Annotated in this window: 10 protein-coding genes and 5 pseudogenes; 5 read left to right on the top strand and 10 right to left on the bottom strand. The window is 67.4% G+C overall.

The genetic code is table 11. The annotated features are described in order from the left end of the window. The 4 genes and pseudogenes from V7E05_RS11895 to V7E05_RS11880 form a co-directional block, all read right to left on the bottom strand. The coding region (locus tag V7E05_RS11895) for a class I tRNA ligase family protein (RefSeq protein WP_333619863.1) at positions 1 to 1,166 on the bottom strand (1,166 nt) is incomplete at its 3' end. 88 nt (positions 1,167 to 1,254) lie between these two features. Further along, the gene (catC, locus tag V7E05_RS11890) at positions 1,255 to 1,536 is read right to left on the bottom strand and encodes a muconolactone Delta-isomerase (protein ID WP_333619862.1); all 282 of its coding nucleotides are present in this window, start codon (positions 1,534 to 1,536) and stop codon (positions 1,255 to 1,257) included. A 73-nt stretch (positions 1,537 to 1,609) separates the two neighbouring features. Then, positions 1,610 to 2,367: pseudogene (locus V7E05_RS11885) on the bottom strand (enolase C-terminal domain-like protein). Positions 2,368 to 2,586: 219 nt separating this feature from the next. Then, complete coding sequence (locus V7E05_RS11880) at positions 2,587 to 2,808, bottom strand: dioxygenase family protein (RefSeq protein ID WP_442891670.1); 222 nt, start codon at positions 2,806 to 2,808, stop codon at positions 2,587 to 2,589. Here V7E05_RS11880 and V7E05_RS14340 point away from each other — a divergent pair. The 3 genes and pseudogenes from V7E05_RS14340 to pcaD all read left to right on the top strand — a co-directional run. After that, positions 2,753 to 3,085 (top strand): annotated as a pseudogene (locus tag V7E05_RS14340) (helix-turn-helix domain-containing protein); the annotation flags it as partial. The gene V7E05_RS11880 and the pseudogene V7E05_RS14340 sit on opposite strands and share 56 nt — an antisense overlap. A 63-nt stretch (positions 3,086 to 3,148) precedes the next feature. Then, a pseudogene (locus V7E05_RS14335) lies at positions 3,149 to 4,346 on the top strand (benzoate/H(+) symporter BenE family transporter). Positions 4,347 to 4,405: 59 nt separating this feature from the next. Further along, the gene (gene pcaD / locus V7E05_RS11870) at positions 4,406 to 5,191 is read left to right on the top strand and encodes a 3-oxoadipate enol-lactonase (RefSeq protein WP_333619860.1); all 786 of its coding nucleotides are present in this window, start codon (positions 4,406 to 4,408) and stop codon (positions 5,189 to 5,191) included. Between the two features lie 59 nt (positions 5,192 to 5,250). Here pcaD and V7E05_RS11865 read toward each other — a convergent pair. From V7E05_RS11865 to V7E05_RS11855, 3 genes and pseudogenes are all read right to left on the bottom strand, one after another. Then, positions 5,251 to 6,461 (bottom strand): annotated as a pseudogene (locus V7E05_RS11865) (acetyl-CoA C-acetyltransferase). 52 nt (positions 6,462 to 6,513) lie between these two features. Further along, entirely contained in the window at positions 6,514 to 7,299 is a 786-nt protein-coding gene (locus V7E05_RS11860; RefSeq protein WP_333619859.1) for an IclR family transcriptional regulator domain-containing protein, read from the bottom strand. Further along, positions 7,299 to 8,108, bottom strand: coding sequence for an alpha/beta fold hydrolase (locus V7E05_RS11855; protein WP_333619858.1), 810 nt, complete (start codon positions 8,106 to 8,108; stop codon positions 7,299 to 7,301). The genes V7E05_RS11860 and V7E05_RS11855 overlap by 1 nt, the downstream gene beginning before the upstream one ends. A 189-nt stretch (positions 8,109 to 8,297) precedes the next feature. Here V7E05_RS11855 and V7E05_RS11850 point away from each other — a divergent pair, with 189 nt between their 5' ends. Together V7E05_RS11850 and V7E05_RS11845 are read left to right on the top strand one after the other, a co-directional pair. Then, entirely contained in the window at positions 8,298 to 8,987 is a 690-nt protein-coding gene (locus V7E05_RS11850) for a CoA transferase subunit A (RefSeq protein WP_333619857.1), read from the top strand. 56 nt (positions 8,988 to 9,043) lie between these two features. After that, positions 9,044 to 9,675, top strand: a pseudogene (locus tag V7E05_RS11845) (3-oxoacid CoA-transferase subunit B). A gap of 19 nt (positions 9,676 to 9,694) precedes the next feature. On the opposite strand, the gene clpX reads toward V7E05_RS11845, so the two are convergent. The 3 genes from clpX to V7E05_RS11830 form a co-directional block, all read right to left on the bottom strand. Further along, entirely contained in the window at positions 9,695 to 10,963 is a 1,269-nt protein-coding gene (gene clpX / locus V7E05_RS11840) for an ATP-dependent Clp protease ATP-binding subunit ClpX (protein ID WP_333619856.1), read from the bottom strand. A 233-nt stretch (positions 10,964 to 11,196) separates the two neighbouring features. Continuing rightward, complete coding sequence (locus V7E05_RS11835; RefSeq protein WP_333619855.1) at positions 11,197 to 11,853, bottom strand: ATP-dependent Clp protease proteolytic subunit; 657 nt, start codon at positions 11,851 to 11,853, stop codon at positions 11,197 to 11,199. A 49-nt stretch (positions 11,854 to 11,902) separates the two neighbouring features. Further along, positions 11,903 to 12,419, bottom strand: a 517-nt coding sequence (locus V7E05_RS11830; RefSeq protein WP_333619854.1) for an ATP-dependent Clp protease proteolytic subunit, incomplete at its 5' end; no start/stop codon positions are given.

Here is a 12,419-nt window from a genome sequence, read left to right as displayed (position 1 = left end):
ACTGCGTCGCCCGCCATCTTCGCGAGCTCGGAGACGCGCACCCACCACTGCATCGACAGGCGCGGCTCGATGGCCTCGCCCGAGCGCTCGGAATGGCCCACCGAGTGCACGTACGGGCGCTTCTCGGCGATGATCCGCCCCTGCGCGGCGAGCGCACGGTTGATCGCGGCGCGTGCCTCGTAGCGGTCCAGCCCGTCGAACTCGGTGCCCGTGCCGGCGATGTGCGCCGAGGCATCCATGATCGTGGGCATCGGCAGGTCGTGGCGGCGCGCGACCTCGAAGTCGTTGGGATCGTGCGCGGGCGTGATCTTCACGGCGCCCGAACCGAACTCCGGATCGACGTATTCGTCGGCGACGACGAGCACATCCCAGTCCTCGCGCAGCGGGTGCGGCAGGCGCTGCCCCACGAGGTGCGCGTAGCGCTCGTCCCCCGGCGACACGGCGATGGCCGTGTCGCCGAGCATGGTCTCGAGCCGGGTCGTGGCCACGTCGATATGGGGACCGGAGCCGTCGAGCGCGCCGTAGCGGAACGTCACGAGCTCGCCCTCGACGTCCTCGTACTTGACCTCGATGTCGGAGATCGCCGTACCGAGTACCGGCGACCAGTTGACCAGCCGCTCGGCGCGGTAGATGAGCCCCTGCTCGTACATGGATTTGAAGATGGTCTGCACGGCGCGCGAGAGGCCGTCGTCGAGCGTGAACCGCTCGCGCGACCAGTCGACGCCGTCACCAAGGCGGCGCATCTGCCCGCCGATGGTGCCGCCCGACTCGGCCTTCCATTCCCACACCTTCTCGATGAACGCCTCGCGGCCGATGTCGTGCCGAGAGGTGCCGGACTCATTGAGCTTCTTCTCCACGAGCGATTGCGTGGCGATACCCGCGTGGTCCATGCCGGGCAGCCACAGCACGTCGAAGCCCTGCATCCGCTTCCGGCGCGAGAGCGCGTCCATGAGCGTGTGGTCGAGTGCGTGGCCCATGTGCAGCGAGCCCGTGACGTTCGGCGGCGGCAGCACGATGGAGAAGCGCGGCTTCTCGCTCGCGGGATCGGCCTCGAAATACCCGGCCTCCACCCAGCCTTCGTAGAGCGCCGCCTCGTGCTCGGCGGGGTTCCAGGCCTTGGGCAGTGCCTGCTCGGGATTTTCTGCGGAGTGCTGCTCGTTGCTCACCAGCCCGAGTCTAGTGGTCCCGCGGCTCGTGCCAGAAGTCGCGTCTGACGGCGCACGCCGCTATTTCCCCGCGCTCCCCACGCCCCGTTCACTTGATGTCGGAACTGTGCCGGGCGAGCGCCGTGACTTCGATGTCCATATAAGGGAACAGCGGCAGGGCGAAGAGGATCTCGTTGAGCTCGTCCGCGGAGTCGACCTCGAAGATCGAGATGTTGGAGTACTTCCCCGCGATCCGCCAGATCTCGAGCAACTTCCCTTCCCGCTGGACCTTCTGCGAGTACGCCTTCTCGCGCGCCACCGTCTCCTCGCGCAGCGCCGGGTCGAGGTCGGCGGGGATATTGACGTTCATTCGTACGTGGAACAAGGCCATGGGGGCCTCCTTTTATGTGGTCTATCGGTGCGTTTTTCTTGCTGATCGATCTCGTCGCAGCGCGCCGGCGGCCTCAGTCCGCGCGGGCGAATGCCGCGATGGTATCGGTATCGAGCTCGACACCGAGCCCCGGCCCCTCCGGGAGGTGCACGCGCCCGTCGTCATAGACGATCGGCTCGGCCAGCAGTTCGTGCTTGAGCAGCAACGGTCCGAACAGCTCGGAACCGTAGGTGAAGCCCGGGCCGGCGCACGCGAGGCGTAACGAGGCGGCCGTGCCGATCGGCCCCTCGAGCGACGTCGCGGCGTGGCACGCGATGCCCGCTGCGCGCGCGACGGCCACGGTCTCCCTGCTCCGCAGCCCCCCGAGCTTGGTCGTCTTGATGGCGACGACCCCGGCGGCCTCGCGGCGCACCACCTCGAGCGCTTCGTGTGGCGACTGCACGCAGTCGATGGAGTCGCGGGCCTTGCCGCCGAGGAGTGCGTGCACGGGCACTCCGAGGCTGCGCGCGTAGGCGTCGAACATCGCGATTTCGAGGCCCGCTTTGGCGAAGCGTCCGAAGGCGACGAACTTGTCGAAGTCTTCTACGAGACGCGGAATCGTGTCGAGGGGTCGTCCGACGACGACGGGCGCGAGGTACTTGTCGACCAGCGCCTTCATCGTCTCCACCGACTCGCCCACCCACCACGGCCCCCGGGGACGACGCCTTCGCCGTAGCCGGTGATCCCGTCGTCCGTGGTCACCTCGACGAGGAGTATGGGCTGGGCCGTGGCGGTGGTCGTAGCGAATCGGTGGGGCCGGATGAGCGGCACATCGAGGATCGTCGTGCACACGGCGGCGACCTTGGGTGAGCCTTCGCCGGGCCGAGGACTTTCGGGTGCGCGTAGGGATTCCGCGTTGTTCTCGGACGCTGTCGTGTTCTCGGACACTGTCTGTGGTCCTTCTTTCTGGCGTTCTGGGGCTCGTCCGTATGGCCGGCGTCGCCCACACGGACGCGAAGAGCCCGACGCCGCCGTGACGGGGTCACGACGGCAACGGGCTCGATGCGCGGATCAGGCGACGAAGCGGCCTTCGCTCTCGGGATCGGAGACGAAGTCGTAGTTCACGACGTCGACTCCATCGGCGCCGGGCAGCGGGTCGAGGATGAGCTCGGGCTTCTCGGCGCCGACGACGTCGTCGTCGACGTACTCGCCTCCATTGAAGTAGAGCTGCGTGGTGATGAGGCGCTTGCCGGACGCGGTGACCTTGAGGTGCAGGTGGGCCGGGCGCCGCAAGGAGGCCGATTGTTCTCTCGGCCTCGCCCGCGACCTCTACGAACAGTTCGGCGCCACGGTGTATGTCCGCCGCTGCGATCGAGAGCGCAGGGCAGGCGGGGTCAACGTCGAGCGAGGGCCGCGCCAGGACCTCACCCCGCAGGAAAAGGCTGTCGCCGCGCCGGTCGCGGCAGGGAACAGCAACGCGGAAGTCGCCGACGAGCTGTACCTCAGCATCAAGACCATCCAGTACCACCTCACCCGCGTGTACGCGAAGCTCGGAATCCGCGGACGCGGGGAGCTCGCGGCGGTCTACGCCGAGAACACCCCATCAGCCGGAACGGAAGACGGAGGATCACCGTTGACAGTCTCCCTGCACTTCCCCGAGACCCCCAGGCACGAGCGGCCCCGCCCGCGCGATTTCGCGAGCGCACTGGGGCCGAGGCAACTCGCCGACGGGCTCATCGCCCTCCTGTTCTCGGCCACCGGGCCCGTCGCGCTCATCACGGCCGCCGGCAACCAGGGCGGGCTCTCGGGCGCGGAGATCTCCTCGTGGATCCTCGGCGTCTTCCTGTGCAACGGGATCCTCACGGTCGTGGCGAGCTGGGTCTATCGCACCCCTCTGGCGTTTTTCTGGACGATCCCCGGAACGGTCATCGTCGGCGATGCCCTGGGCGAGCTGAGCATGTCCGAAGTGGTCGGTGCCTATCTCTTCACAGGGGTGCTCATCGTCGTCTTGGGCGTCACGAGGCTGGCGACGTGGTTCATGGAGATCGTGCCGTTGCCCATCGTCATGGCCATGGTCGCCGGAATGTTCCTCAGCTTCGGCCTCGGCCTCGTCGACTACCTCTGGAGCGCGCCCGTCATCGCCATCCCGATGGTGGTCGCGTTCGGCGTGCTCATCGCGCTCCCCCCGGCTGGGTTCCAAGTTTCCTCCTGTCCTCGCCGCCATGGTCGTGGGCTTCATCGCCGTCATCCAGACCGGACAGTGGAACGCCGGGGACCCCGCGCTCGGCATCATCGCGACGCCGGTATTCCACACGCCCGAGTTCTCACTGCGCGCGATCGGCGAGCTCGTGCTGCCGCTCACCGTCACCGTCCTCGTCATCCAGAACGGGCAGGGCGTCGCCGTGGTCCACGCGGAGGGGCATCTCCCGCCCGTCACCGCGAGCGCGATCCTCTCGGGTGTCTGGTCGCTCATCGTCGCGCCCGTCGGCGCGGTGTCGAGCTGCCTCACTGGGCCGACGAACGCGCTCATCGTCCAGGGAAAGCCAGCGGATCGCCGCTGGGCCGCGGCGATCGTCACCGGATGCGGGGCGATCGTCGTCGGGATCTTCTCCCCTGCCTTCGTCGGCTTCATCCTCAGGGCCCATGCAGAGTTCTTCGCGGCCCTCGCGGGAATCGCGATGCTGACCCCGCTCGGCGGCGCGTTCTCCACCGCCTTCTCCAAGCCGGCATGGACCGGCCCACTCGTCTGCTTCCTCGTGACGGTCGCCGGCCATTCCCTCATCGGTATCGGCTCGGCGTTCTGGGGCGTGCTCGTAGGACTCGCGGTATGAGCACTCGTCGCTCGAAGGCTTCCGCAGCTCTGAGGGTCCCCCACAGGTACCTTGGTGCCATGTCCACTGCGATTCTCGCGCTCGACGCCTTTCCGACGAAGTCGATCCCCGATGGCATTCCGGACCTGCCGATCGTCCTCATCGGCTCGCTCGGCTCCACTCGCACGATGTGGATCGAGCAGATCGCGGCCCTGTGCACCATCGGGCCCGTCTACGCGGTCGATCTGCGCGGTCACGGCGATTCCCAGGTCATCGACGAGCCCGCGAGCATGTCCGACCTCGCCAAGGACGTGCTCCGTGCCCTCGATCTCGACGGGATCTCCTCCGCCCACTTCGTCGGGCTCTCAATCGGCGGGGCGATCGCCCAGCAGATTGCCCTCGATGCCCCCGAGCGAGTCGAGCGCCTAGTCCTCACCTCGACCGCGCCGAAGTTCGGCACGCCTGAAGCCTGGGCCGAGCGCGCAGAAAAGGTGCGCGCCGATGGCGTCTCCTCGCTGGTCGACGGGGTGTTGTCGAAGTGGTTCACCGAGCCGTGGGCAGCCGCGAATCCCGACGTCATCGCCAATATCCGGAGGAACTTCGAGAGGACCGACCCCACGGGCTACGCGCGCTGCTGCGAGGCGCTAGCGGGCTTCGACTCGCGAGAACGCCTCGGCGAAATCGCCGCGCCGACGCTCGTCGTCTCCGCCGACGACGACGGGTCCACGCCGCCTGACGTCGTGCGTCCCCTCGCCGCGGGTATCCCCGGCGCCCGGTTCCTTCGCATCGAGGACGGAGCGCACCTGTGCAATATCGAGTGCGCCGACGAGTACAACGCCGCGGTGGTGGAGTTCCTCCGGCCGTGAGCGCGTGGGGCGGCCAGGAGCGCCGCCACCACCACCGCTAGAGAACCGGCTGAGAGCCGCTAGAGCCGCTCGAAGACTGCGGCGAGCCCCTGCCCTCCGCCGATGCACATGGTCTCCAGGCCCCATCGAGCGTCCCGGCGCTGCATCTCGCCGCACAACGTCGTCAGGATCCGCGCACCGGTGGCGCCGATCGGATGGCCGAGAGAAATGCCGGAGCCGTTGGGATTGAGATTGTCCGCGGCCGGGTCCATGCCCCATTCGCGGAGGACCGCGAGGGTCTGGGCCGCGAAGGCCTCATTGAGCTCGATGACATCCATGGCCTCCAGGCCGATACCGAGGCGAGTGAGGACCTTCTCCGTGGCCGGGACCGGGCCGATGCCCATGGTCTCCGGCGCAACGCCCGCGACCGCCCAGCCGGCGAGGCGCACGACCGGTTCGAGCCCGAGCTCCTCCACCTTCGCGCTGGTCGTGACGATGGCCATGGCTGCGCCGTCGTTCTGCCCCGACGCGTTCCCCGCCGTGCCGGTCGACTTCGGATCGATCGCCGAGCGAATCGGGCGGAGCGCGGCGAGGGCGTCAAGGCTCGCATCTGCGCGCGGATGTTCGTCGGTGCCGACGAGCACGGGATCGCCCTTGCGCCCGGGAACCTCGATGGGCACGATCTCCTCGGCGAACGCCCCGGACCGCTGGGCCGCGACGGCGCGGCGGTGCGACTGCACCGCGAGTTCGTCCTACTCTTCGCGGCCGATCGAATATTTCTCACGGAGGTTCTCCTCGGTCTCGATCATCCCGCCCGGGATCGGGTGGTCCTGCCACCGGCGGTGACCCGTCCGCGGGCTAGCCGGTCGACGAGCTGCACTCCCTCTCCGCGGATCCCCTAGCGCGGCGACGGATTCGTGTAGTACTCGTCGTTGCTTATGGAGTCCACCCCGCCGGCCACGACCACATCGACCGCCCCGGCGGAAACGTGCGCCGCGGCGGTGAGGATGGCCTGCAGCCCCGATCCGCAGCGGCGATCGAGCTGCATGCCGGGGACGTCGACCCCGATCCCGGCATCGAGGGCGGCGATACGCCCGAGCGCGGGCGCCTCGCCGCTCGGGTATCCCTGGCCGAGGATCACGTCGTCGATGTGGTGCGGGTCGATTCCGGATCGCTCGACGAGCGCGGAGAGGACGGTCGAGGCCAGCGAGTCTACAGGGACGGACCTGAAGGCTCCTCCGAACCGGCCCACGGGGCTCCGGAGCGGGTGGCAGATGACGGCGTCGAGCATGGTCGGGCTTTCTTTCGCCTGAGGGATCGGCGAGACGCGGCAGAACGCCGAGCTAGCGGTTCACGGTCGAGAGGTCCTTGCGGATCGCTTCCGCGGCCGCGAGGAGCGCGGGAACGAAATCGTCGTGGAGTTCGTCGAGCGTGTAGCGCATGGCGTGCGTCGAGACGTTGACGGCGGCGACGACATCCCCGGACTCGTCCTTGATCGGCGCGGCGAGGGAGCGCAGGCCGGGCTCGAGTTCCTGATCGGTCATCGACCAGCCGCGCGTGCGCGCGGCGGCGACGTCGCGGCGCACGGCGGCCGCGTCGAACCTCGCGGAAGCAGTGGGCTCTCGCTCTGCCTCGATGCGCAGGTAGTCCTCGAATTCCGCCTCCCGGAGGCCGGAGAGCAGGACCTTGCCCATCGACGTGGCGTAGGCGGGGAATCGGGTGCCGATCGTGATATCGACCGTCATGATCCGCCGGACCTGGACGCGGGCGACATAGACGATGTCGGAGCCGTCGAAAATGGCGACGGACGAGGACTCGCCGAGACGGGAGCGCAGCCGTTCTAGGTGAGGGGACGCGACTTCTGTAAGGGGCATCGAAGACAGGTAGCTGTACCCGAGATCGAGGACCTTCGGCGTCAACCAGAATCTCGAGCCGTCCGAGCCCACGTACCCCAGCTCGACGAGCGTGAGGAGGAAACGACGAGAGGTCGAGCGGGACAGCCCAGTCGCGGCGGCGACCTGTGAGAGGCTCTGGCGGGGCCGCGCGGCGTCGAAGGCACGGATCACCGCGAGCCCCCTCGCGAGGGACTGGACGAAGTCCCCGCCCTGCTTCGCGTCTTCGGCGGCCATCAACGCCCGGCCCCGGCAGACTCGGCATTGTCCGCGACGTGCCCCCGGATGAGCTCGGAGATCCGCTCGGGCTGCTCGAAAGTCGGCACGTGCGCCGCGGGATCGAGGACCTCGAGTCGCCCATGGCCGATGCCGGCGATGATCTCCTCGAGCTCCGCAGGCGGGGTCGCGGGATCCTCGGCCCCCGCGATCGCGAGCACGGGCACCCGGATCCGACCGAGTTCCGTGCGCACGTCGTATTCGGCGAGCGCCTCACAGGCGGATGCATATCCCTCAACAGGAGTAGAGACCACGATCTCTTCGAGCCGACGCACGAGTTCCGGATCGGCGTCGGCCAGGGCCGGCGAGATCCACCTCGCCGCGACGGCCTGCGCAACCGCCTGCATGCCCTCGGCTCGCACGAGCGCGGCCAGCTCGCGCCAGGGACCCGGCTCCCCGAATGACGCCGACGTGCAGATCACGGTGAGGGAGTCGAGCTTCTCTTCGTGCCGAATGCCCATCTCGAGGGCCACAGCCCCGCCGAGGGAAAGGCCGACCATGTGCACGCGCTCGATTTCGAGGCTGTCGAGAAGCGAGACGATGTCCGCCGCGAGCTCGACGACGCTGGAGTCGCCCTCGAGGATCTCGGAGCCGCCGTGCCCCCGCAGGTCGACCGCGAGCACTCGGTATGAGTCACCGAGGGCACGGATCTGCTCGGTCCACATCGACCGGTTCGAGCCGAGGGAGCCTAGGAGGAGGACCGTGGCCGCCCCCGCGCCTCTCGAGCCCGCGGCCTCGTTCATTTCATACGACAAGCTTGCGAGCCTCATAGCCGCGCCTCCGATCTATGCGACGTTCCACCCTTCATACGGACGGTGCGTCATTCGAACGTCTGACCACTATTCAAACACATTCGGCCCAACAGTGTGACTCAGCTCCCAGTCAACCAAGCCTCGCGGCTAGAACGTTCGCATAGCGCACACGTGTTTGTTCTTCAGAACGGGCCTATCGTGTGTGACATGATCAACAAAATCTCCCGCTCGGCCGCCGAGGCGGTCGCCGATATCCCCGACGGCGCTTCGCTCGCCGTGGGCGGGTTCGGATTGGTGGGGATCCCGTCGGTCCTCATCGATGCCCTTCTCGATCAAGGCGCCACCGACCTGGAGACCGTGAGCAACAACTGCGGGCTCGACGGCTTCGGGCTCGGCAAACTCCTCGAGGCTCATCGCATTTCCCGAACCGTCGCCAGCTATGTCGGCGCGAACAAGGAGTTCGCTCGGCAATACCTCTCGGGCGAGCTCTCGGTCGAGCTCACTCCGCAGGGGACCCTCGCCGAGCGCATGCGTGCCGGCGGGGCGGGTATCCCCGCCTTCTACACGCCCGCCGGAGTCGGCACCCAGGTGGCAGAAGGCGGTCTGCCCATCCGATACGACGGCTCAGGTGGGATCGCCGTGGCGTCGCCACCGAAGGAGACCCGCGAGTTCGACGGCGAGACGTACGTCCTCGAACGAGCAATCCGTACCGACTACGCGCTGGTCCACGCCCACAAGGGCGACCGGCTCGGCAACCTCAGCTTCCGCGGCACCGCACGGAATTTCAATCCCGATTGCGCCGGCGCGGGGGTCGTCACCATCGCCCAGGTCGAGCACCTCGTCGAGCCCGGCGAGATCGGCTCGGAGGACGTCCATGTCCCGGGGATTCGCGTATAGCGCGTCGTCCACGTCGGGCCACAGGAGACGGGAATCGAACAGAGGAGGACCCGGGAATGAGCTGGACACACAGGCAGATGCCCGCGCGTCGCGCAGGAGTTCCGCGAGGGCGAGTACGTCAACCTCGGGATCGGCATGCCCACCCTCATCCCCGAGTACATCCCCGACGGCACCGAGGTCGTGCTGCACTCGGAGAACGGCGTGCTCGGGGTGGGCCCCTCCCTACCCGACCGAGGCCGAGCTCGACCCCGAGCTCATCCATGCGGGCAAGGAGACCATCACTGTCCTGCCGGGTGCCTCGTTTTTCGGCTCTTCGGACTCGTTCGCGATGATCCGCGGTGCCGCGGTCGATGTCGCCGTACTCGGCGGGATGCAGGTGAGCGAGACCGGCGACCTGTCCAATTGGATGGTCCCCGGAGCCATGGTCAAGGGAATGGGAGGCGCTATGGATCTGGTCCACGGCGCCGGGAGTGTCATCGTCATGATGGAGCACGTGACCCGAAAGGGGCAGCACAAAATTCTCGAAAGCAACACGCTGCCCCTCACGGGCCGGGGGTGCGTGTCGCTCGTCGTCACCGACCTCGGTGTGCTCGAGGTCGGTGAGGACGGCCTCAGGCTCGTCGACCTCGCCGTAGGTGTGTCCTTCGACGAGATTCAGGAGAAGACCGGGGCCGCGATCCAGCGCTGAGCCGGCCCCGGCGAGCCCGCTAGGCCGACTTCTCCTCGGGCTCCGGCATCTCGGAGATCGGGACGATTGTGGGGAGCACGTTCTCCCGCACGGTTTCACCCGTGACGACGACCTTCCCGACATCGTCGCGCGAGGGGATGTCGTACATCACCGGGCCGAGCACCTCCTCCATGATCGCGCGGAGGCCGCGGGCACCGGTGCCGCGGTGGAGCGCCTGATCGGCGATCGCCTCGAGCGACTCGGGGGTGAACTCGAGCTCGACCCCGTCCATCTCCATGAGCGAAGCGTACTGCTTGACAAGCGCGTTCTTCGGCTCGGAGAGGATGGCGATCAGAGCGTCGCGGTCGAGCTGCTTGACCGAGGCCACGACCGGGAGGCGGCCGATGAACTCGGGGATGAGACCAAACTTGACCAGGTCCTCGGGGAGCACCTCGTCGAAGTTGTCCTCCTCATTGGCCTTGACGGAGGCCACCTCGGCACCGAAGCCCAGGCCGCGCTTGCCCACGCGCTGGGCGACGATCTTCTCGAGGCCTTGGAAGGCACCGGCGACGATAAAGAGCACGTTGGCCGTGTCGATCTGGAGGAGCTCCTGGTGCGGGTGCTTCCTGCCGCCCTGCGGCGGGACACTGGCCTGCGTGCCCTCGAGAATCTTGAGCAGCGCCTGCTGCACGCCCTCGCCGGACACATCGCGGGTGATCGATGCGTTCTCCGACTTACGGGAGATCTTGTCGACCTCGTCGATGTAGATGATCCCCTGCTCGGCCTTCTTGATGTCGTAGTCGGCGGCCTGGATGAGCTTGAGGAGAATATTCTCGACGTCCTCGCCGACGTAGCCGGCCTCGGTGAGCGCCGTGGCGTCTGCGATGGCGAACGGCACGTTGAGCATCTTCGCGAGGTTCTGCGCGAGGTACGTCTTGCCGCAGCCGGTGGGGCCGAGCATGAGGATGTTCGACTTGGCGAGCTCGACGCCGATCCCCTTGTCCCCGCCGCGACGCGTGCGCTTGTAGTGGTTGTAGACGGCGACCGCGAGGGCGCGCTTCGCGCTGTCCTGTCCGATCACGTACTCGTCGAGGAAGTCGTGGATCTCCATCGGCTTCGGCAGATCGGCGAGATCGGTCTCGGACTGCGCCTCGCCGAGCTCCTCTTCGATGATCTCGTTGCAGAGCTCGACGCACTCGTCGCAGATGTAGACGCCGGGACCTGCGATGAGCTTCTTGATTCCCTGTCGCTGGCTCTTCCCACAGAAAGAGCACTTGAGCAGATCGTTCGACTCTCCAACGCGTGCCATGGAAGTTCCGTGCCCTCACTATCGATTTTGCGGGAGGGCCGGACCTTTGGTGCGCCCTCCCGCATTTCTTACTCAAAACTACGCCCCGGCCATTTCGATGACCAGATCTTTCGCCTGCCGCAGCCTAAACCACGGTGAAATCATTTGACCCGACGGCACCCACCCGCTGGGGGCGGCGCGCCGCCGGGCCATCCGGTTCGGCGGACGGAGGCGAATCCCACCCGCCGGAGCCGTTAGTTCGAGCTCGCCTTGCGGTAGTCGAACACCACGTCGACGAGGCCGTACTCCTTCGCCTCGTCGGCGGTCATGTACTTGTCGCGATCGGTGTCCTCCCGCACGCGCTCCTTGCTCTGCCCGGTGTGGCCGGCGAGGATCTCGTCGAGCTTGTTGCGCTTGCGCTCGATCTCCGCCGCCTCGATCTCGATGTCCGAGGCCATCCCGCGCGAGCCACCCTGGACGCGCGGCTGGTGGATGAGGATCGTCGAGTTCGGCAGCGCCGCACGCTTACCGGGCGAACCGGCGGCGAGGAGCACCGCGGCGGCGGAAGCTGCCATGCCGAGGCACACAGTGGTGATGTCCGGGCGGACGTACTGCATCGTGTCGTAGATCGCGAGGCAGGCCGTGAGCGAGCCGCCGGGCGAGTTGATGTACATCGTGATGTCGCGGTCGGGATCCATCGCCTCGAGGACGAGGAGCTGGCTCATCACGTCCGACGCCGAGGCGTCGTCGACCTGGGTCGCGAGGAAGATGATCCGCTCGTCGAAGAGCTTGGCGTACGGGTTCATGATCCGCTCGCCGTTGGCGGTCTTCTCCGAGAACTCCGGGAGGACGTAGCGCGAGCTGGGGGTGATGATGCTGGGCCGGTCCTGGCCCGCGAATGGGGTGTTCATATCTTTGCTGCTCCGATTCGTGAGAAGTGACGCGTGTGCCGGGACGGGACTAGGACGACTTCGGTGCGTGCTCGACGACGTGGTCGACGAAGCCGTACTCGAGGGCCTCCGTCGCGTTGAACCACTTGTCGCGGTCGGAGTCGGCGAGGATGGTCTCGACCGACTGGCCCGTGTGGTGCGCGTTGAGCTCGGTGAGCTCCTTCTTCGTGAGCGAGAGCTGCTCGGCGAGGATCGCGATATCGGAGGCGGTGCCGCCGATGCCGCCGGACGGCTGGTGCATCATGACCTTCGCGTGCGGGAGAGCGAAGCGCTTGCCCTTGGTCCCGGCAGTGAGCAGGAACTGCCCCATCGAGGCCGCCATGCCCATCACGTAGGTCGCGACGTCGCACTGGATGAACTGCATGGTGTCGTAGATCGCCATGCCGGCCGTCACCGAGCCGCCGGGCGAGTTGATGTAAAGGGAGATATCGCGCTCGGGGTCCTCGGCGGCGAGGAGCAGCATCTGCGCGCAAAGGCGATTGGCGATGTCGTCGTCGACCTGGGTGCCGAGGAAGATAATCCGCTCG

The organism is Dietzia sp., assembly GCF_036741115.1.
Lineage (GTDB): Bacteria > Actinomycetota > Actinomycetes > Mycobacteriales > Mycobacteriaceae > Dietzia.
Note: the sequence above shows the minus strand (reverse complement) of the source record. Positions and strands in the feature narration are given on the sequence as shown.